Annotated in this window: 20 protein-coding genes; 16 read left to right on the top strand and 4 right to left on the bottom strand. The window is 64.5% G+C overall.

Going from position 1 to position 20,818, the window contains the following annotated elements; genetic code table 11:
• The coding region (locus ACO48X_RS04545; RefSeq protein WP_485000946.1) for an AAA family ATPase at positions 1-818 on the top strand (818 nt) is incomplete at its 5' end.
• 533 nt (positions 819-1,351) lie between these two features.
• Here the strand turns inward: ACO48X_RS04545 and ACO48X_RS04540 are convergent.
• Positions 1,352-2,041 carry a cyclase family protein gene (locus ACO48X_RS04540; protein ID WP_485000945.1) on the bottom strand — a complete coding sequence of 230 codons (690 nt, stop codon included), beginning with the start codon at positions 2,039-2,041 and terminating at the stop codon, positions 1,352-1,354.
• A 393-nt stretch (positions 2,042-2,434) separates the two neighbouring features.
• Between ACO48X_RS04540 and ACO48X_RS04535 the strand changes: the two genes are divergently transcribed.
• The 12 genes from ACO48X_RS04535 (at position 2,435) to ACO48X_RS04480 (ending at position 17,726) form a co-directional block, all read left to right on the top strand.
• Positions 2,435-3,262 (top strand): DeoR/GlpR family DNA-binding transcription regulator, encoded by an 828-nt coding sequence (locus ACO48X_RS04535; RefSeq protein WP_485000938.1) that lies wholly within the window; start codon positions 2,435-2,437, stop codon positions 3,260-3,262.
• Between the two features lie 638 nt (positions 3,263-3,900).
• Positions 3,901-4,368: a ribose-5-phosphate isomerase gene (locus tag ACO48X_RS04530; RefSeq protein WP_009198431.1), complete on the top strand. Its 468-nt coding sequence runs from the start codon at positions 3,901-3,903 to the stop codon at positions 4,366-4,368.
• Positions 4,369-4,488: 120 nt separating this feature from the next.
• Positions 4,489-5,559 carry a DUF7973 family transport facilitator gene (locus tag ACO48X_RS04525; protein ID WP_485000937.1) on the top strand — a complete coding sequence of 357 codons (1,071 nt, stop codon included), beginning with the start codon at positions 4,489-4,491 and terminating at the stop codon, positions 5,557-5,559.
• A gap of 216 nt (positions 5,560-5,775) precedes the next feature.
• Positions 5,776-6,576: an HAD-IIA family hydrolase gene (locus ACO48X_RS04520; RefSeq protein ID WP_485000949.1), complete on the top strand. Its 801-nt coding sequence runs from the start codon at positions 5,776-5,778 to the stop codon at positions 6,574-6,576.
• Positions 6,577-6,662: 86 nt separating this feature from the next.
• Entirely contained in the window at positions 6,663-8,213 is a 1,551-nt protein-coding gene (locus ACO48X_RS04515) for an FGGY-family carbohydrate kinase (RefSeq protein WP_485000948.1), read from the top strand.
• Between the two features lie 138 nt (positions 8,214-8,351).
• On the top strand, positions 8,352-9,719 hold the full coding sequence (locus ACO48X_RS04510) for a sn-glycerol-1-phosphate dehydrogenase (RefSeq protein ID WP_485000936.1): 1,368 nt from the start codon (positions 8,352-8,354) through the stop codon (positions 9,717-9,719).
• 72 nt (positions 9,720-9,791) lie between these two features.
• A complete protein-coding gene (locus ACO48X_RS04505; protein WP_485000935.1) occupies positions 9,792-11,474 on the top strand; it encodes a ribulokinase in 1,683 nt (560 codons plus the stop codon).
• Positions 11,471-12,172 carry an L-ribulose-5-phosphate 4-epimerase gene (locus ACO48X_RS04500; protein WP_485000934.1) on the top strand — a complete coding sequence of 234 codons (702 nt, stop codon included), beginning with the start codon at positions 11,471-11,473 and terminating at the stop codon, positions 12,170-12,172. The genes ACO48X_RS04505 and ACO48X_RS04500 overlap by 4 nt, the downstream gene beginning before the upstream one ends.
• Before the next feature lie 46 nt (positions 12,173-12,218).
• Entirely contained in the window at positions 12,219-13,280 is a 1,062-nt protein-coding gene (locus ACO48X_RS04495) for an NAD(P)H-dependent glycerol-3-phosphate dehydrogenase (RefSeq protein WP_485000933.1), read from the top strand.
• Between the two features lie 270 nt (positions 13,281-13,550).
• A complete protein-coding gene (locus ACO48X_RS04490) occupies positions 13,551-15,092 on the top strand; it encodes a xylulokinase (RefSeq protein ID WP_485000932.1) in 1,542 nt (513 codons plus the stop codon).
• Positions 15,093-15,114: 22 nt separating this feature from the next.
• On the top strand, positions 15,115-16,674 hold the full coding sequence (locus ACO48X_RS04485; RefSeq protein WP_485000931.1) for a xylulokinase: 1,560 nt from the start codon (positions 15,115-15,117) through the stop codon (positions 16,672-16,674).
• An 8-nt stretch (positions 16,675-16,682) separates the two neighbouring features.
• Entirely contained in the window at positions 16,683-17,726 is a 1,044-nt protein-coding gene (locus tag ACO48X_RS04480; protein WP_485000930.1) for an NAD(P)H-dependent glycerol-3-phosphate dehydrogenase, read from the top strand.
• Between the two features lie 413 nt (positions 17,727-18,139).
• Here ACO48X_RS04480 and ACO48X_RS04475 read toward each other — a convergent pair whose 3' ends face one another.
• From ACO48X_RS04475 to ACO48X_RS04465, 3 genes are all read right to left on the bottom strand, one after another.
• Positions 18,140-18,730: a DNA-binding protein gene (locus ACO48X_RS04475; RefSeq protein WP_485000929.1), complete on the bottom strand. Its 591-nt coding sequence runs from the start codon at positions 18,728-18,730 to the stop codon at positions 18,140-18,142.
• Positions 18,731-18,849: 119 nt separating this feature from the next.
• Positions 18,850-19,446 carry a DNA-binding protein gene (locus ACO48X_RS04470; protein ID WP_485000928.1) on the bottom strand — a complete coding sequence of 199 codons (597 nt, stop codon included), beginning with the start codon at positions 19,444-19,446 and terminating at the stop codon, positions 18,850-18,852.
• On the bottom strand, positions 19,443-19,700 hold the full coding sequence (locus ACO48X_RS04465; protein WP_485000927.1) for a hypothetical protein: 258 nt from the start codon (positions 19,698-19,700) through the stop codon (positions 19,443-19,445). Before ACO48X_RS04465 ends, ACO48X_RS04470 begins: the two co-directional genes overlap by 4 nt.
• A 133-nt stretch (positions 19,701-19,833) precedes the next feature.
• Between ACO48X_RS04465 and ACO48X_RS04460 the strand changes: the two genes are divergently transcribed.
• The 3 genes from ACO48X_RS04460 to ACO48X_RS04450 all read left to right on the top strand — a co-directional run.
• Positions 19,834-20,094: a hypothetical protein gene (locus ACO48X_RS04460; protein WP_485000926.1), complete on the top strand. Its 261-nt coding sequence runs from the start codon at positions 19,834-19,836 to the stop codon at positions 20,092-20,094.
• A 280-nt stretch (positions 20,095-20,374) separates the two neighbouring features.
• Positions 20,375-20,620 (top strand): hypothetical protein, encoded by a 246-nt coding sequence (locus ACO48X_RS04455; RefSeq protein ID WP_485000925.1) that lies wholly within the window; start codon positions 20,375-20,377, stop codon positions 20,618-20,620.
• Positions 20,621-20,818, top strand: a 198-nt coding sequence (locus tag ACO48X_RS04450) for a formate--tetrahydrofolate ligase (protein WP_485000947.1), incomplete at its 3' end; no start/stop codon positions are given. It abuts the gene before it with no gap.

Here is a 20,818-nt window from a genome sequence, read left to right as displayed (position 1 = left end):
CGCGGCTCTTCGGCGCCCCTCCCGGCTACGTCGGCTACGACGAGGGCGGCCAGCTGACCGAAAAGGTCCGCCGCAAGCCGTTCTCGGTGGTTCTCTTCGACGAGGTCGAGAAAGCCCACCCCGATCTGTTCAACTCCCTGCTTCAGATCCTCGAAGAAGGACGCTTGACGGATTCGCAGGGCAGGGTGGTCGACTTCAAGAACACCGTCATCATCATGACGACGAACCTCGGAACCAAGGACATCGCCAAGGGCGTGACCACTGGATTCCAGTTCGACGGCGACACGACGACGTCTTACGAGCGGATGAAGAGCCGCGTGGGCGAAGCGCTCAAGGAGCATTTCCGCCCCGAGTTCCTCAACCGCGTCGACGACATGATCGTCTTCCCGCAGCTCCAGCGCGAGGAGATCCTGCGCATCGTCGATCTCATGGTCGGCAAGCTCGATCAGCGCTTGGCCAAGCAGGAGATGCACCTTGTGCTGACGAAGCGGGCCAAGGAGCTGCTCGCGGACCGCGGATACGACCCCGTGCTCGGCGCCCGCCCGCTGAGGCGAGCGATCCAGCGAGACATTGAGGATGTGCTGTCGGAGAAGCTGCTCTTCGGCGACTTCGCGAAGGGGCAGACGATCGTGGCCGACGTCGATGAGGAGAACATCCCCGTGACGTTCACGTTCACCCCTTACGACGCCGACGCCGAGCTGCCGCAGGACGTCGTGGCCGTGGCCGAACCCGAGTCGATGGACGGACTGACCGCGGGCGTGGACAACCGACGCCAAGGCGCCGCCACCCAGCCGAGCGGGCTGAGCGCCGCAAACTGACGGTCGCCCTGGAAACAAAATGCGATGAAGTCGCGGTAAAACGGCGTGTCCGCGGGAACTTCCGCGGACACGCCGCCGTTTCGGCGTCAATGCCGTAATGCTGTGATGCTGCGTCGGCGCGACCGCATCCTGATCTTGCGGTGATATGGCGAAGAAAGGTGCCCTGACGCATTATAGGCCCCAAAGATTCGCTGAAATGATGCGCCAAGGTACTTTTCGTGCCCGCGTCGATGACGCCGAGTCGCGGAAAGAGCGGCGCATCGCCGATTTGTGTTCTTGATGCGTGCGTGGGCGTCGGGGCGGCCCGACTGCTCGAGCCGCCCCTATCCATTTGGATCGGCCGCGGTTTCCCGCTTGGGTCGGCCGCGGATCGCCGAGAGCGCGGCCGAGCGCATTGATTCGAGAACTCCCGGAGGGCCCGGGCTCCGTTTGGCGAGAAGCCGCCGATCTTGGTCTTTCTCGGTTTTCGGCCAAAGCTTCGACTCAGCCCTCCCGGCGAGGTCTGGACTCGGCCATTCGGCCAGAGTCCTGGCTCAGTCCTCCAGCCAGGCCATGACGTTGACCTGCGAAGAATCGACGCCCTTGACCCGCAGCGGGCCGAGCGTGATCGCCTTGATCTTCTTCTCGCCCAGCGGCTCGAGGTTGATGTCCTCGATGGCGCAAATGATGTGGCCCGTGTAGTTGCCGAGAAGCCACCGGTGGGCTTCGGGCCCGTAGTCGTTCGTCGGCGATCCGAGCGAAAGGAAGTCGACGCCGATGCAGGCGAGCTCCGGGAACTCCTCGTTGAGGTACTTCGAGAACTCTGGGTGAATGCTCACTCCCTCGTGTTCGTAGGTGTGCGGGTCCGTGAACTTGATCTTGACAAACCCGGTGCGCAGCAGGAGCAGCCGCTTGCCCTTGAGCTGTTCGGCGTAGGGCTCGATGTCTTCCTTGAGGATGACCTCGCGGGGCTTGCCGCGGTGGGGAAGGTCGACGACGAGCACCTCGTCGCCTTCGTAGGCGAAAAACTCAATGGGGAGCTCGTGGAAATCCAGCCCCGTCGTATTGAAGTGGTGGGGGCCGTCCATGTGCGTGCCGACATGGTTGGGCAGCGTCGAGATCGTCGAGTTGAACGGCTTTCCGGTTTCGCTGACCACCGAGTCCTGGCGGACTTCCAACGTGGGCTCGCCGGGGAAAGCGCCGTCCTTGGGGTCGAGAATATGGGACAGATGAACGAACGACATTGTTCTCCTTCGATCGGAATGGGCTTGCCGCATTGCGCGATCCCTCGCGGCGAAACGGCACTGTATCGCGTGATTGACGTAAACGATAGCCCACGCCGTGAAAGAGCCACAAGTTTAGGGGCGGGGGTTTCACTCCCGGCTGTCACCGGTTTCGCGCCCGGATGCCATCCGGTGCGCAGTTGGCGACGCAGCTGCGCACGGCGGGTGAATCCGGGGTAGGGTTGACGGCGGGCCGGATGCGCGGCGAGTCTGGATTGCCGCGGCGAAACGGCTAGGCTGCCGGGAAACGGCTAGGCTGCCGGGAATCGGCTAGGCTGCCGGGAATCGGTCAGGCCGCTGCGAAACGGCTTGGCTGCAACGCACGGTCAGGCCGCCGTGAAACAGGAGGTGCGCGTGAGGCTTCCGATCGCTTTCGAGGAGGGCTCTGCCAAATCTGCAGACAGTCCGGGCAGCCGACGTGCCCGGGTGGCGGAGCTGGTCATCAAGAAGGGCGCCGTCAGCGTCGAAGAGCTGGCCGACGATCAGGGCGTCTCGGCAATGACGATCTACCGCGACGTCTCTTGGCTGGAGGAGGCCGGCATGCTCCAGCGCCACAACGGGAAAGTGGTGGCCAAGGCGTCTGGCCTGCAGGAGGCGTCCGCGAGGTTTCGGCTGGATCAGAGCGAGGCCGCCAAGGAGCAGATCGGAGCCTGCGCTGCCGCGATGGTTCCTTCGGGCAGCTCGATCATGCTTGACGATTCAACGTCGGGCGTGTGGGTGGTGCGCGCGCTTCGGGACATAGCGTCGATGTCCATCGTCACCAACTCGCTGCTCGTGGCGGAGGAGGCCGGGCGTTCGGGCGTCGAGAATCTTATCATCGTCGGAGGCTCCTACAGAGAATGGGCCGAGAGCCTCGTCGGCGCGTCCGCCGTCGACATGATCGGCCAGATGCACGCCAATTTCGCGATGGTTTCGGCGTCGGGAATCTCCGACTGGAGCTGCTTCCACCCCTACGAGGAAATCGTCGCCGTCAAACGCGCGATGCTCGAATCGGCCGAAACCCGGATTCTTCTCCTCGACCACACGAAATTTGCCCGCAAGGCGCTTTATCGTTTCGCCAAAATGGTGGAGTTCACGACCGTCGTCGTCGATTCGGAGACGCCGAAGGAGCTCGTCGCCCGGATGCGCGACGCCGGGGTGGACGTGACCGTCGCGCCGAAGGCCGGCGGCGCGCGGGTCTGACGGCGGCTTCGGCGGCGATTTCCGACGTGGCTAAGGCTGCGGCTTTGCCCTGATTCCGCGCGGCGTCGGTTGAGAGTTCCGCGGCGATGCCGGCGCCGCTCGACGAGCAGTGCTGCGCATTGAAAATCCTGTTTACGGTCGTTGTATCGCAAATAAGGACTTTCCATGGCCTAGTGTGCCGCTGTCGGCTGCCGCAACGCGCTGGCAGCCCGTGGTCCGACGTTGCAAGCCCCCTGCAGAGTTCGCCGTCGGGGCAATTAACAGACGCAGCGTGAATCGCACCGACGCCCGACTCCACGTGTCGCGACGCTGACAGGGCAATTAACAGGCGAAGTGTGAATCGAACTGACGTCTTGTCGCGTGCTCAAGTAGGGAGGCCTTGGAGGATGCGACAACGTTCAATTGACTGTATTTCGCGCCATGCCAACGAAAAATGGGCAGCACATCGTTGCAGAAGCGGTTTGCACATCCTCTCGAAACGACTAACTTAACTAGAAGTATGACCAAACTAACATTGGATGCGAAAAGATTCACATAACCGGTGTTACTCTTTTTGGACAACGAGTCGCCTCAGCCGAAGTGGGAATGCACGCGTTCTCAGATTGGCTGACACAGAGTGTCGCAAGGAAGGGCACAACATGGGATTGCGCATTGTCGTCGCTGCGGATTTCGCAGGATACGACTACAAAGAAGCCATCAAGAGGGACCTCGAACAGGACGAGCGCGTCGACGAGATCATCGACGTCGGCGTTAAGGACGGCGAGAAGACCCCCTATCCGCATGTCGGCGTCGCCGGCGCCCGGCTCATTGCGGAGGGGAAGGCCGACCGCGGGATTTTTTGCTGCGGGACGGGCATGGGCATGGCCATTTCTGCGAACAAGGTCCCCGGCATTCGCGCGAGCACGGCGCACGACAGCTTCTCCGTAGAGCGGCTCATCCTTTCAAACGACGCACACGTTTTGTGCCTCGGCCAGCGCGTCATCGGGCTCGAGCTCGCCAGAAGGCTTGCTCGCGAGTTCCTCGGCTACGAATTCGACCCCTCGTCGCACTCGAAAGCCAACGTTGACGTCCTTGTAGAATACGAAAACGGTTCGGCTGGCTGCTAGAACTGCTTTCGACGCCCCTCGAAGGGAAGGGGCCTCGAAAAACTCGCGCGATTGCCTTTGTCGGGAATCGCGGACCACACCTAGCGGATGTCTCATCCGCCCGACCTAAAAGGAACATCGATGTTTACAGCTTCGCTGGGAGTCTTCCTCTTTGGGCTCCTCGCCGCTATCGCGGGTGGCGCTGTCGGCGCCAGCATCGGAGGCAACTACGGCTTCGTTTTGACTGGTTTCACAGTCCTCGCCTCGTGGGGGATCCTCGCTGCCACCGGCAGCAGCTTTGCCCTGGATTACCTCGCCTTCGGTCCGTTCATGGGCCCGCATGTCGTATTCGCCGGAGGCGCCGCAGCAGCGGTCTACGCGAGGTACAAGGGGTATATGGACGACGGAAAAGACGTCAACTCCCCGCTCGCCGGCTTGGGACGCCCTGACGTCATCTACGTCGGCTCCATCTTCGGCGTCTTCGGCTACGCCGTCCAGATTGGCATTTCGAAGATCCCGTGGTTCGGCGGGCACACGGATTCCGTCGCCCTGACGGTCGTGCTCTCCGGCATCCTCGCGCGCATCGCCTTCGGCGGCGATCCGGGCAAGGGATACGGCAAGGGCTCGCTGCACTCGCCCCACGCCTTCGACAAGGACGCCAAGACCTTCCTTGGGAAGATCAAGCCCGGTCCGAACGGCCGTTGGCTGGAGTGGCAGGAGAAGCCGGGCCAGCTCTTCGCCATGGGCTCCCTCTTTGGAATCCTCGCCGGCGGCGCCTCCATCTTCCTCGCCTCCCAGATCGGCTCGTCCCTCGTCTCCCGTCGTTTGGATCCGAGCGCGGCAATCAACAACGCCCAGACCTTCACCTTCGGCATTTCGGCCGTGATCATCCTCTTCCTCATCACGAACCGAAACATGCCGGTCCAGCACCACGTGACCATCACCGCGGGTCTGGCGGCGATGAAGTTCTTCCCGATATTCGGCGGTGACTTCCTCATGGGAGACACCGACACGGCGGGATGGATCGCCGCGAACGTCGGCCCAGCCATCGGCGCCCTCTTCGCGGCGCTTCTGGCAGGCCTGTTCTCCGCTTTCCTGTGCGAGTTCTTCGCGAGGCTCTGGTACAACCGCGGCACGTCCCACATCGACCCCCCGGCGGCGTCGATCTGGATCAGCAACACAGCGGTGGTTTCCCTGGCGCTGCTGTTCTAAAAGCCCCTCGGGCCGGGGCAGCGACCCGCCCCGGCCCGAGGCCCGCCCTTCAAAATGCCGTGCGCTTCAAATTCACACATTCGAATCATTGTCACGCCAATGATCGAAGCGCAGGGCTGAAGCTCAGGGTCGAAATTCGAAATCCGGAAGACTTGAGAGAGGAACGCAGTGAAGCGCACATCTCCTGACAGGCTCTACGACGCCTACATTTTCGACATGGACGGCACCATTTATCTGGGTGACGACCTGTTGCCCGGCGCCAAGCGGCTCATCGAAGGGCTGCGCGAGCTGGGCAGGCCCGTGCGCTTCCTGTCGAACAACCCGACGAAGGACCCGCAGCTTTACCTGGAAAAGCTCGGGAAGCTGGGGATTCCCACGCCGATTGAGGAAATCGCCAACACCGTCGTCACAACGGTCCGCTGGCTCAAGGCGAACCATCCCGACGCCGTCGTCTTCCCCATCTCCGAAGAGCCCCTCAAGAAGGCCCTCGCGGAGGCTGGCATCGCCATGAGCGAGGACCCGGAGAAGATCGACATCGTCATCGCCTCCTACGACCGAACCTTCGAATATCGGAAGCTCCAGATCGCATTCGACGCCATCTGGTTCCACAAGAGGGCATTCCTCATCACGACCAACCCCGACCGCTACTGCCCCTTCCCGGGCGGGCGCGGCGAACCCGACGCCGCCACCATCGTGGCGGCCATCGAAGCCTGCACCGGAGCCAAGTGCCAGGCGAACATGGGCAAGCCCGAGGCCACCATGCTTTCGGCGGCGATCGACGGCCTGGACGTCGATCCCGCCAACTGCATGATGGTGGGCGACCGCCTCATGACCGACATCGGCATGGCCATCAAGACGAACATGGTCTCGTGCCTGCTTTTGACCGGCGATTCGACGCTGGAAGAGGCCGAGGCCCTGGATCCGGCCGATCAACCCACATTCGTCCTCGACCGCATCGACCACCTCATCCCCGAGGCCATCCGCCTCGAATGGGGCTGGTCCGACGCGGACGAGTGAACTGTCAAACACCTACGAACTTCAGCGCGGAGGTTTCCTTGTCTGTTTTCAACAACACCAATTCACTCACCGGCGGCCCCTACGTCATGGGCATCGACTTCGGCACGGAGTCGTGTCGAGTCGGAATCTTCGATCTCACCGGAGCGCCCGTGGCATTCGCAGCGACGGCTTACAGGACCACGCACCCGGCGCCGGGCTGGGCCGAGCAGTCGCCCACCGACTGGTGGAACGCCCTTCGCGCCTCGGTTCACAGCGTCATGCAGCGTTCGGGCGTCCAGCCCCACGAGATCAAGGGCATTTCCTATGACGCGACGACGATGACCGTCGTCGCCCTCGACCAGGGCGGCGAAGCCCTGCGCCCGGCGATTATGTGGATGGACGTCCGGGCCACCGAGCAGGCGGCCCGCGTCATCGACACGAAGTCGCCCGCCCGGCGGTACACCGGAAACGGCACTCTGCCGCCGACCGCCGAATGGTTCCCCTTCAAGGCCGCGTGGCTGCGCGAGAACGAGCGCGAGACATACGACAAGGCCTACCGCCTCGTGGACGCGCCCGACTGGCTGACCTTCAAGCTGACCGGCGAGTGGACGCAGAACATCAACACGGCCGCCCACCGCATGTACTACGACCGCGACAACGGCGGCTGGCCCGTCGATCTCTACGAAGAGGCCGGCGCGGGCGACGTCTTCGACAAGCTCCCCACCGTGGTCAACGACCTGGGCGTGCTCGTCGGCGGGCTGTCGAAGTCCGCCGCCGAGGCCCTCGACCTCATTCCCGGAACGCCCGTCGCCCAAGGCGGCGGCGACGCGTGGCACGGCCAGATCGGCCTCAACGTGCTCCGCCCGGGCAAGATGTCGCTGGTGACCGGCTCCTCGCACGTCATGTCCGGCCAGTCGCCCGACCCCGTCTCCGGCCCCGGCTTCTTCGGCGGCTACACCGACGGCGTCGTCCCCGGCCAGTACACGGTCGAGATCTCCCTGGTCTCCTCCGGGTCCGTGCTCAAGTGGTTCAAGGACAACTTCTGCCCGGACATCAACCTGGCGGCCGAGCAGACCGGCCTCAACGCCTACGACATCCTCAACCAGCGTTCGGCGGACATCCCGATCGGCTGCGACGGCCTGGTCATCAACGAGTTCTTCCAGGGCAACCGCACGCCCTACTCGGACTCCAAGGCCCGGGGCGTCTTCACGGGGCTGTCGCTCGCCCACAGCCGCGAGCACATGTACCGCGCGATCCAGGAGGCCGTCTGCTACGGCGTCGAAGCCAACCTGCGCAAGCTGCGCGAGGCCGGGTTCGAGGTTCAGGAATTCGTGGCCTGCGGAGGCGCGACGAAGTCCCGCATGTGGACGCAGATGCACTCCGACGTCACCGGCGTTCCGATCACCCTGACCGAGGTGGGCGACGCCGTCACCCTCGGCTCGTGCATCCTCGCCGCCGCCGGCGCGGGCCTGTACGGATCGGTCCAGGAGGCCGCCGACGCGATGGTCCACAAGCGTGAGCGCATTGAGCCCGACGCTGAGAGGCACGAGCAGTACAAGTTCTACGCCGATCAGTACTGCAAGCAGTTCCCGCTGGTGCAAGGTCTCATTCACGAGACGGTCGACCACGTCGCCGCCGAGCACGCAACAGCCGAATGATCCACGGGCCCGGGGCTTTCCGACAGGAGGGCCCCGGGCCGCATAGAAGCTCAACCACGGAGCCGGAAGGGCCTTGCGCAGCAAATATCGGGATTCGCGCGGCAGGCCCGGAAGGCACGAAAGGGAAAGGATAGAACAATGTCGAGCGATCTCATCGAAAAGGCTCTCAAGACGGCCGTCGAGACAAAGGACATCGTCTTCGGCGACGGCGTCACCAGCCAGACGGGCGAAATGTTCGCCAAGCTGTTCCCGGGGGCGAAGGCCCTCGTTGTGGCAGACGAAAACACCTTCGGCGCGACCGGCGAGGAAGTGGTCGCCTCCCTCAGGGCGGCAGGGGTCGAATTCGCCCAAGAACCGTATATTTTCCCAGGAAAGCCGACGCTTTACGGCGACTATAAGAACGTCGAAATCCTGCGCAACCACATTGAGCCGCTCGAGGACGCGGTCGTGTGCTCGATCGGGGCGGGAACGCTCAACGACATCGCCAAGCTGGCCTCCGGCGAGCTCGGCCGCCCGTACATGAACGTGTGCACGGCCGCCTCGGTCGACGGCTTCGCCGCCTTCGGCGCGTCCATCTCCCGCGACGGCTTCAAGATCACCCGATCGTGCCCCGGCCCCGCCGGCCTCGTCGCGGACAACGACGTCGTGTGCAACGCCCCCAAGCGCCTGACCGCCACCGGATACGGCGACCTCATCGAGAAGATCCCCGCCGGAGCGGATTGGATCCTCGCCGACGCCCTGGGGATCGAACCGATCAACGAGTACGTGTGGAACATGGTCCAGGGCCCGCTGCGCGGCTCCCTCGCCGACCCCGAAGCCATCGGGAACGGCGATAAGAAGGCAATCGAGGGCCTCATGGAGGGCAACCTCATGTCCGGCCTCGCGATGCAGGCCGGCCAGTCCTCGCGTTCGGCCTCCGGCGCCGGCCACCAGTTCTCACACGTGTGGGAGATGGAAGGCCACGGGCTGGATTGGGAGCCCCCGCTTTCGCACGGATTCAAGGTCGGGGTCGGAACGGTCGCCTCGTGCGCCATCTGGGAGGAGTTCCTCAAGATGGAGGCCGAGGACTTCGACGTCGATCGGGCGCTCGCGGCCGTCAAGAGCCCCGAGCAGGTCGAATCCCAGGTGCGCGCCGCCCTCAAGCCCCGGATGCAGGAAGAGGCCGTGCGCCACTCCCTCAAGAAGAGGACCGAAGGCGAAGAGCTCGTCGCCCGCATCGAGCTGCTCAAGGAGAAGTGGCCCGAGCTGTGCGAGAGGCTGCGCGCCCAGCTCATGGCGCCCGAGGAGATCATGGACCGCCTGAAGACGGTGGGCGCGCCATACCATCCCGAGCTCATCGAGATCGATTGGGAGCGCTTCCGCGAGACCCACTTCAAGGCTCAGATGATCCGTGACCGCTACACCGTCTTCGACATCCTCATCGACCTGGGGGTCTACGACGCCGTCGTCGAGAAGCTGTTCTCGCCCGAGGGCTTCTGGGGCCGGCACCGCCGCCCCGCGGAGTGACCCGGCCCGTCGAGCCCCTTCGAACTCCGCCATCCGCTTTTCCTTTCTTCCCCTAACCCAAGGAGAAAACATATGTCCGATAAGAAATACATCGTCGGCATCGACTACGGAACGCTCTCCGGCCGCGCCATCGTCGTGGACGCCGCGACGGGCGAGCAGCTCGGCACGCACGTGACCGAGTACCCCCACGGCGTCATGGACCGCACCCTGACCGCCGGCGACAATCAGACCCTTCCGCCTGAATTCGCGCTGCAGAACCCGGCCGATTACGTCAAGGTGCTGCGCGAGTCGGTTCCCGCCGCTGTCAAGGACGCCGGGGTGGACCCGGCCGACATCGTGGGCATCGGCGTCGACGCGACGTCGGCGACGGTGTTCTTCACCGACAAGGACGGCGTGCCGCTGTGTGAGAAGCCCGGCTTTGAGAACAACATCCACGCCTACGTCAAGCTGTGGAAGCACCACGGCGCCCAGGCTCAGGCCACCCGCCTGGTGAAGGTCGCCGAGGCCCGCCGCGAGGAGTGGCTCGGCCGCTACGGCGGCGTGCTCTCCTCCGAGCTGCTCCTGCCGAAGGTCCTCGAGGTCTTCGAGATGGCGCCCGAGGTCTACAAAGAGGCCGACGTGGTGTGCAACCTCCTCGACTGGCTCACCTGGAAGCTGACCGGGACCCTGACCCAGTCCGCCGGCGACTCCGGCTACAAGCGCATGCTCCAGGACGGAAAGTACCCCTCCTTCGAGTACCTAGAGGCCGTCAAGCCCGGATTCGGCCGCGTCTTCGAGGAGAAGATGAGCGCCCCCGTCCTCCCGCTCGGCGCGAAGGTCGGCGGTCTGACGAAGGAGATGGCTGAGCTGACGGGCCTGCCCGAGGGCATCGCCGTCGCGTCCGGCAACATCGACGCGCACGTCGTCGTCGCCGGCGCAAACGCCGTCCGCCCGGGCCAGCTCACCGCGATCCTCGGCACGTCGTCCTGCTATGTGCTCAACGGCGAGGAATACCGCGACTGCCCCGGCGTGTTCGGGATCGTCGACGGCGGCGCCGTGGACGGCTACTGGGGATTCGAGGGCGGCCAGACGGCCGTCGGCGACATCTTCGCGTGGTTCGTCGACAACTGCGTGCCGGGTTCCTACGTGGAGGAGGCCAAGTCGCGCGGCGTCTCGGTCCACGACCTGCTCGTGGAGAAGTCGAAGGGCCAGGAGATCGGCGAGCACGGCCTCGTCGCCCTCGACTGGCACAACGGCAACCGTTCGATCCTCGCGGACGCCCGGCTCTCCGGCCTCGTCGTCGGTCAGACGCTGACCACCGCGCCCGAGGACGTTTACCGCGCCCTCCTTGAAGCGACGGCCTTCGGCTGCCGCGTCATCATCGACAACTTCGAGGAGCACGGGATCAAGGTCGACGAGATCGTCGCCGCCGGCGGCCTGCTCAAGAACTCGTACTACATGCAGATGCTCTCGGACATCACCCGCCGCCCGATCTCGGTCTCCACGGCCGAGCAGACCGGCGCGCTCGGCTCGGCCGTGTTCGCCGCGGTCGCGGCCGGAGTCTATCCGGATGTCTTCGCGGCCGCCGACGCGATGTCTTCGGTTGAGAAGCGCGCCTACGAGCCGAATCTCGAAGCCTCCGCCCGCTACGACGAGGTTTACGAGATCTACAAGGAGCTGCACGACTTCTTCGGCCGTTACAACGGCGTTTCGCCCATGCACCGGCTGAAGGACATCCGCGCGCGCATCTATCGAGACAGGGACGCCGAGCAGTGATCAGCCTGTCCGAGCTCGCACCGGACGTTCAGGCCTCCGTCCGGGCCACGAGGGAGCGGGTGGCGCGGCTGCACGCCGAGCTTCCCGCCAACGGCCTCGTGGTCTGGACGGCCGGCAATGTTTCCGAACGCGTTCCGGGCGCCGACCTTTTCGTCATCAAGCCTTCGGGCGTGCGCTACAGCGAGCTGAGCCCGGACAACATGACAGTGTGCACGCTGGAGGGGGAGAAGATCGACGACGGGACGCCCGCCTCGCTCAACCCCTCCTCGGACACCGCCGCGGTGGCATACGTCTTTCGGCACATGCCCGAGGTCGGCGGAGTGGTCCACACCCACTCGACCTACGCGACGGCGTTCGCCGCGCTTCACCGGCCGATCCCGTGCGTTCTGACGATGATGGGCGACGAGTTCGGCGGCGAGGTGCCGGTGGGCCCGTTCGCGATCATCGGCGACGATTCGATCGGGCGAGGGATCGTGGAGACCCTCAGGTCCTCGCGCTCGCCTGCGGTGCTCATGGCCAACCACGGCCCGTTCACCGTGGGCAAGGACGCCGAGGCCGCGGTCAAGGCCGCCGCCATGGTCGAGGAGGTCGCCCGCACGGTCGCGACGGCCCAGCTGCTCGGCGACCCCGTGCCGGTGGCCCAAGAGCACATCGACGCGCTTTACCAGAGATATCAGAACGTTTACGGTCAGCGTTAGGCGCCCGAGCGGCGCCGACGCGCACAGCAACCCGAAAGGAAGCAGTATGGCAAAGATTGCAGTGTTGGGGTCGGGGATCATGGCCACGGCCCTGTCTTTCCCGGCCTCGGAGAACGGCAACGAGGTTCGCCTCGTCGGCACGTTCCTCGACCGCGAAATCATCGATTCGATCCAGAAGACGGGCGTGCACCCGGACCTTGGCCTCAAGGTCAACGAAAGCGTCAAGGCCCACCAGCTGGAAGAGGCCGCCGACGTGATCGCCGACGCCGACGTCGTCATGTGCGGCGTGAACTCCTTCGGAATCGAATGGGCGGGCGAGCAGCTTTCGAAGCTCATGAAGCCCGGCCAGAAGCTCCTGACGGTGACCAAGGGCATGCGGGCCGACGACGACGGAACGATGCACATTCTGCCGGACGTGCTTCGCTCCTACTTCGACCCCGAGCTGGCCGAGAGCGTCTCCTGGAACGCCATCGTCGGCCCGTCGATCGCCGGCGAGCTCGCCGTCCACCACGACACGTGCGTGGTGTTCTGCGGCGAGAACAAGGCCGACGTCGAATACCTGGCCGGCCTGTTCCGGACCGACTACTACCACGTGTGGACGTCGACGGACTTCGTCGGGCACGAGACCGGCGCGGCCACGAAGAACGTGTACGCGTTCGCCGCGGGCTTCGCCCAAGGCATGCTGCGCAAGGCCGGCAAGGAGAACGACCGCTACGTCATGTACAACTACGGCGCGGCCGTTTTCGCCCAGGGGCAGAAGGAGCTGCGCTCCTTCATCAAGCTCATGGGCGTCGACCCGGAGACGGGCGACGGCCTGGGCGGGGTGGGCGACATGTTCGTCACCTCGATGGGCGGCCGCAACGTCAAGGCCGGCGGATACGTCGGGGAGGGCATCGCCTTCTCCGAAGTGCAGGATCGCTACATGAAAGGAGTGACGCTCGAAGGCGTCGCGGCCATCAAGGTCATCGGCAAGGCCCTCGGGCCGCTGACCGAGCGCGGCGTCATCGGCGAGGACGAGTACCCGCTGTGCCGGTTCCTCTACTCGGTCGTGGCTGAGGACGCGCCGCTCGAGATGCCTTGGGACAGGTTTTTTCAAGGTTTGAAGTGACCGCGGCGGGGCCGGTCTCGGCATCGGCCCCGCCTGCCCGGGTGCGACGTCGGCGTCGCCGCACCCGTCCGCAACGCAGCCGACAGACGCATCCTCCCGCAACAACGCAGTCAACGACGAAACGCCCTCGAACAAGGACGCCCTCGAAGGCCGACGCCGGTCCGCACCGCGGACGCGCCGAATCACGCACCTTGGCGCGTCCCGAGCCCGCCGTCGACAACCGCGCAAACCCAATACCAACCGCATTCAACGTCGAATTGAGGTAGAGGCATGAATCCCCTCGTCATTGCAATCGATTCGTCCACCACCGCCACGAAGGCGATCGTCGTGGACACAGAAGGAAAGGTCCTGGCCCTCGGCAGACAGGACATCGACCTGCTTTCGCCGGAGCAGGGCTTCGGCGAGCACGACCCGCGCCAGTGGTGGACTTCCACCCGCGACGCCGTCGCCCAGGCCCTTGCTCAACTGACCCCTGCCGAAAAGGAGCGCATCGCGGCCTTCGGCATCACGCATCAGCGCGAGTCCTTCGCGCCCTTCGCCGCGGACGGCACGCCTCTGCGCAACGGGATCCTGTGGCTTGACATACGCGCCGCCGACCAGGTTCAGCGCTATGGCACGCCCGAGATACACGCGCTTTCGGGCCGCCCGGCCGACGTCACGCCCGGCCTGTACAAGATGGCCTGGCTCAAGGAAAACGAGCCCGAGTCGCTGGCGAAGGCCGACAAGGTCACCACGGTCTCGGCCTACATCGCCTTCTGTCTGACGGGCCAGTGGGTCGATTCGGCCGCCTGCGCCGATTCGCTCAGCCTGTCGAACATCAAGACGCTCGAGTACGACGACGGCCTGCTTCAGATCGCGGGCGTGCGGCGCGAGCAGATGGCCGACCTCGTCAAGCCCGGGCAAACCCTCGGCACGCTGAAGAAGTCGGTCGCCGAGGAGTGGGGGATCGGCGAAATCCCGATCATCGCGGGCTGCGGCGACGGCCAGGCGGCCGGTGTCGGCGCGGCGGCGGTCACCCCCGACGTCGCCTACCTCAACATGGGCACGGCCGTCGTGGCGGGCGTGCCGTCGGCCGAATATCGCTACGAAAAGCTCTTCAGAACGGAGGCGGCGGGCGTGCCCGACACCTACGTGCTGGAGCTCGTCCAGAACTCCGGCGCCTACCTTTCCGGCTGGTTCCGCCGCGCGTTCGGCAAGCCAGAGCTGGCCGGGGCGCCCGACCCGGAGCTGGAGGCCCTCGCAGCGGCCCGCACCCCCGGCAGCGGAGGCCTCGTGACGATGCCCTATTGGGGCGCGGTGCAGTCGCCGCACTGGGACCCGATCGCCCGCGGCGCCGTCGTCGGCTGGCGCGGAACCCACGGCAAGGGCTCGATGTACCGCTCGCTTCTGGAGGCGATCTGCATCGAGATGTCGCGTTCGCTGCACGCCATGGAAGAGGCGACCGGGGTCAAGCTGACCGCGGTGCGCGGCATGGGCGGCGGGCTGCGTTCGCCGCTGTGGCGCCAGATCATGACCGACGCGATCGGCCTGCCGATCACCGGCTGCGAAGAAGAGGAGATCTCCGCGCTGGGCGCCGCGGTCATCGCCATGGCCTCCACCGGCGTGTTCGGTGACGACGACGTCGCCACGGCCGCCCGGAAGATGGCCAGGTTCACCGACGTGACCGAGCCGAACATGGCCAACCACGAGATCTACAACGAGCTGTCGGCGATCCAGGAAAGGCTCTACGAGAATCTGCGCGAAACCAATGCGCGGCTTTACGAATTTTCACGCAAGCACCCCGACGCCGAGCTGACAGGCGGCGAGGGCTGATTCAACCGTTCAAGGAGAAAACATGGCATCCGCAAGCGTCGATGGCCCCCTGGTCATAGCCATCGACTCGTCCACGACGTCCACCAAGGCGATCATCGTCGATGTCGAGGGAAACGTCATTTCGCTGGGCAGGCGAGAAATCGCGCTGCTCTCGCCGGAGCAGGGCTTCGGCGAGCACGACCCGCGCCAGTGGTGGACTTCCACCCGCGACGCCGTCGCCGAGGCCGTGGGCAAACTGACCCCGGCCGAGAAGGAACGCATCAAGGCGTTCGGCATCACGCATCAGCGCGAGTCTTTCGCGCCCTTCACCGCCGACGGCACGCCGCTGCGCAACGGGATCCTCTGGCTCGACATCCGCGCCGCCGACCAAATCCTCAGGTACGGCACGCCCGAGATCCACCAGCTCTCCGGCAAGCCCGCCGACGTCACGCCGGCCATCTACAAGATGGCGTGGGTCAAGGAGCATCAGCCGGACCTGTGGGCGAGCGCCGAGAAGATCACGACGGTCTCCGGCTACATCGCCTTCTGCCTGACGGGCAAGTGGGTCGATTCGACCGCCTGCTCGGACTCGCTCGGCCTTTTCGACATCGCCAAGCTCGATTACGACGAGGGCCTGTTGGAAATCGCGGGCGTGCGGCGCGAGCAGATGGCCGACCTCGTCAAGCCCGGCCAGACCCTCGGCGCGCTCAAGCCCGAGCTCGCCAAGGAGTGGGGGATCGCCGAGATCCCGATCGTCGCGGGCTGCGGCGACGGCCAGGCGGCCGGCGTCGGCGCGGCTGCGGTCACCCCCGACGTCGCCTACCTCAACATGGGCACCGCCGTGAACGCCGGCGTCACGTCCCCCGAGTACCAGTTCGGCCAGGTCTACCGCACCCTTGCGGGCGGCATCCCGGACACGTACATTCTGGAGGTCCTGCAATCCTCCGGCAACTACCTCGCCACATGGTTCCGGCGGGCGCTCGGCAAGCCGGAGCTGGCCGGAGCGCCCGACCCGGAGCTGGAGGCCCTGGCCGCGGCCCGCACCCCCGGCAGCGGCGGGCTCGTCACGCTCCCGTACTGGAACGCCGTTCAGTCGCCCTACTGGGAGCCCGTGGCCCGCGGCGCCGTCGTCGGCTGGCGCGGAACCCACGGCAAGGGCTCGATGTACCGCTCGCTTCTGGAGGCGATCTGCATCGAGATGTCGCGTTCGCTGCACGCCATGGAAGAGGCGACCGGGGTCAAGCTGACCGCGGTGCGCGGCATGGGCGGCGGGCTGCGTTCGCCGCTGTGGCGCCAGATCATGACCGACGCGATCGGCCTGCCGATCACCGGCTGCAAGGAGGAGGAGATTTCCGCGCTGGGCGCCGCGGTCATCGCCATGGCCTCCACCGGCGTGTTCGGCGACACGTCGATTGCGACGGCCGCCCAGAAGATGGCCCAGTTCACCGATAAGAGCGAGCCGAACATGGACGAGCACGAGGTCTACGCCGAGCTCGGCGAGATTCAGGGCCGCCTCTACTCGAATCTCAAGGAAACGAACGATCTGCTCCACGAGTTCGCCAAACGTCACCCCGACGCCGAGCTTTCGGGAGCGGAGGAATAGGAGAAGACATGCCGAAAGTCGCGATACTCGGCGCGGGGGCCATGGGGTCGGGCCTGGCCAACGCCCTCGTTGAGGCCGGGTGGGACGTCAACCTGTGGGGCACGTGGCTGGACGACCATCTCATTGACGCCATTGAGGAGGGCCGCCCGCATCCGCGCATCAACGTGGTCGTCTCCGGCAAGGTCCGCCCGTTCCGCTCCGCCGGCCTGGAGGATGCGCTTGACGGCGTCGACGTCGTCGTGGTTTCGGTGGCCTCCCAGGGCGTTCCGAAGGTGACCGAGATGGCCCTGCCCGGCATCGCCAAGGCGAAGGCGCTGTGGCTGACGTCGAAGGGGTTCATGCCGGTCGACGGCAAGATCCTCCTTCTGCCGGACGGGATCCGCTCGATCGCGAAGGCCGCCGACGTCGAACTTCCGCCGATCGTCGCCATCGCCGGGCCGGTCAAGGCCAACGAGTGCGCGGCCGGCGAGCCTACGGCCACGATATTCGGATGCAAGAGCCGCGACGTCGCCGTGGAGTTTGCGCGCGCCGCTCGCTCGGAGCACTACTGCATCGAGGCCACGGACGACGAAGTGGGCGTGGAGATCTGCGCGCCGATGAAGAACGTGTACGCGATCATGCTGGGCATCGCCGACGGGCTGGAGGAGAAGACGGGCAAGCCCCATCACAACCTCAAGGCCGCGACGTTCAACGAGGCGGTGCGCGAGATGTCGATTCTTTCGACGGCGCTGGGGGCTGACCCTGCCACGGCCTACGGCCTGCCGGGCGTCGGCGATCTGGAGGTGACCGGGCTGTCCGGGCGCAACAAGGTCTACGGCGTGCGCATCGGCCGCGGCGAGGGCGCCAAGGGCGCGCTCCAGGCGATGACGGAGCTGGAGCAGACCGTCGAGGGCGTGCCGGCCTTGCCGCTGGCGATCTCCCTCGTGGAGCAGTCCGCCCCGCAGATCAAGGATCGCCTGCCGTTGCTTTATGCGGCGCGGCAGATCGTGGAGGAGGACGTTCCGGACTACGCCGCGGTGCTTGCCCGCGCGGTCCTGCCTCCCAAGCCGTGAGCGTCTGGAGCCCGTGGCTCTGGCTGTTGACGCTTGAGCTGCGAGACCCGAGTTGCGGCAGGCCAAGCTGTAAGCCCTGGCTGTGGGACTTGACTGTGAGGCCTTGACTGCAGCGGGCTTCCAAACTGTGGCCGCCGCCGGGGTAGCGTCTGTTGCCTAGGCTAGGCGACGAAGGCTGCTGAACTGGGTCCCTCCAAGCAGCTGGCTGTTTCAAACCGTGGGCGGGTGCGAAATCGCACCCGCCCACGCCGTCTGCCCGAACTTCTCGCCGGAGTCCTTGCGTCCCGGAGGCCGCCTGTGTCTTCGCGACGCGCTGGCTTTCATGGCGGCGGGGCGGTCTAAACCCAGACAACGGAAATGTTGGAAACCCGAGCATTCGTGGGAGCAACCGAGGAGTTGGCCGGTTGGTTTTATCAGTCGGTTGGGAGGGGCGTTGTTTCTGTTTGTTTGGCAGGGGTCGTAGGCCGGGGTGTGGGTGTGTCCGGATGTTGTTTTTGGTAGTGGCTTTTGTAGTCGTCGCCGACGTTGAATCCGGGGGCGGGTTCGAAGCAGTAGGTCGCGGTGTCTCCTGCTTTGTCCCTGCCGAGTATGAATTCAAGCCAGTAGATCCCGACGTCGAGCAAAGTGATGGTGCCGACTCCTTCGAACGTAAAGGACTCTCCCAAGGCAAGATCGGCACCCGCGAAGGCACTTTTATCATCTGGGCCGCGATCGATGATCGACCCTACGATTCGTGCTCGTTTGTGCCATCGTTCTATTCGGAGTTCACCCACGGATACTGCGACTTTGCGGCGGGAATCGACATAAAATTGTCCGTAATGTCCGCTTTCTGCATGAATTTTGATGCCGGAGCAGCTGGAAGGGTTGTTTTTCTTTGTGAAGACGTGGGTGTTTCGGACTGGATGTTTGTGTGTGAGGAATCCGGAGACGTAGACGATCCGTATGCTTGCCGCCAGAGCCAGGAGGCTGATCAGGGCGGCGAGGACTTTCCGGCGTTTCTTCATCGGTTTTGTTTTCTTTGCTGGGTGGCGAAGCTGGGATTCGGAGCGGCGGGCTTGTTATCGGTTCCGCTCGCGGTTTGTTTCTCTGATTGGCTTGAGTCTGGCTCGTCAGTTGGTTTTTATCAGTCGGTTGGGAGGGGCGTTGTTTCTGTTTGTTTGGCAGGGTTTGTAGGCCAGGGTGTGGGTGTGTCCGGATGTTGTTTTTGGTAGTGGCTTTTGTAGTCGTCGCCGACGTTGAATCCGGGGGCGGGTTCGAAGCAATAGGTCGCGGTGTCTCCTGCTTTGTCGTTGCCGACGGTGAATGCGAACCAGTCCATTTCGACGTCGAGCAAAGTGATGGTGCCGACTCCTTCAAATGTAAAGGACTCTCCCAAGGCAAGATCGGCGCCACCTCCCTCAGCTGTGACGTTACGAAGTTTGCCCGCATAGATGCCGATTGTGGCGCGCTTGTGCCAGCGTTCGATCCTTAGGTTGGAAACTTCAATTTGTGTGTTCCAGTTAGTTCCGGGACGAAGCACGCCTCTGCGTGTACCGCTGGTGTCGCCCGCTCTATATGTGATGCCGTCGCAGCGAAGCGGATCGCCTTTCTTAGTGAAGACGCGGGTGTTCTGGGCTGGATAGTTGTGTGTGAGGAATCCGGAGACATAGACGATTCGTATGCTTGCCGCCAGAGCCAGGAGGCTGATCAGGGCGGCGAGGACTTTCCGGCGTTTCTTCATCGGTTCATCTCGCTTTCTTTGTCCCAGTAGGCGATGAAGCCGGGCGCAGGAACAAATTGGAAGGTTGCCGTAGGACCGCCGCCTACGGCAAAGGGAATGACGATTGGATTGACGTACATGAGAGTGAAGGTCCCGACTCTCGGATGGTCGATGCATTCGCCCGCTTCCAAGTCGCGATATATCGACGTTACACGGGAACTGTCAGGCGTATCAACGCTATCGGCGGGGTACCCGCCCTGCAGGGTAACCGTCATTCTTCCGTCGGAATAGCGAATATTCGAGACGGTGTAGGACGGTTGATTCCCAATCCCGGGGCGAAAAACCGAGGATTCGGACAATCCGACGATGCGCGCTCTCTGATCTCTTCCATGACGAAAAGAGCTTGTGATGCAGAGCGAATACGCCGGCCGAGCGCCTCGGAAACTCCGGTATGCAGTCGGCGAATTCTCTGTAGGCTTCGTCGAGGGATGGATGGCCGAAGGCCGGGACTGGGCACGGCGTTTCGACGTCGTCGTAGACCTCGGACAGAGAGTCGAGGCCCTTTCCGAGGTCGTCCATTTCGTCTTCGTCGATGGCGAACTTGCTCATTTTTCTCCCATTCGCATGAATCAGATTGCCCGTCGGCAAACCGGCGTGAACGACGTATGAGATGAACCTACACGCATTTCGGGACGGAATCTAGAGGTTTCATAATGTGAAATCTGTCGTTAGAATGCGCCTGTCCGGCCTACTTTAAAGCGCGCGGCAATGCGTTCTAACTTGTGCATGCAAGCGGGCGAGGTGAAGGGCGACTCCGAACGCCGGACTTTGAAAAACCTCCGTACGGACGCCATTTTCGTTTGTGTGTTGTGTGTGGTATATTAGTTCTTGCCGTCGGCGGGAAAGGTCGGTGGCTCCGCGAGCAAAGTTCCGCGAGCAAGGAGTTGATGTGGGCAACGATCTGACCAACCAGGGTGAGGCGAACCGGGGTGCGAATGGCGCCAAGACGGCCGAAGCCGCTTCGCCCTCCTTCGCCGAAGCGGGCGTGGTTCAAGGCGAGGCCAAAGCCGAGGGAGCTCGGCCCGGCGAGCCCAGACCCATACGGCGCGTGGCCGCTGACCTCGGGGTCCCCGACGAGCACGTTCTCGTCTACGGCCACGGCAAGGCCAAAATTGACCTTGATTACCTGCGCTAGCTGCCCGAGCGGGATTCAAAGCTCGTCCTCGTCACCGCAATTTCCCCGACGCCGGCCGGCGAGGGGAAGACGACGACGTCGATCGGCTTGGCCGACGGATTGGCGCGGCTAGGCAAGCGCCCGGTGCTCGCCCTTCGCGAGCCCTCGATGGGGCCGGTTTTCGGCATCAAGGGCGGCGCCGTCGGCGGGGGGAAGGCC

This window comes from Peptidiphaga sp. (assembly GCF_057238965.1).
The sequence above is the reverse complement of the archived record's forward strand: the minus strand, read 5'-3'. Positions and strand labels throughout refer to the sequence as shown.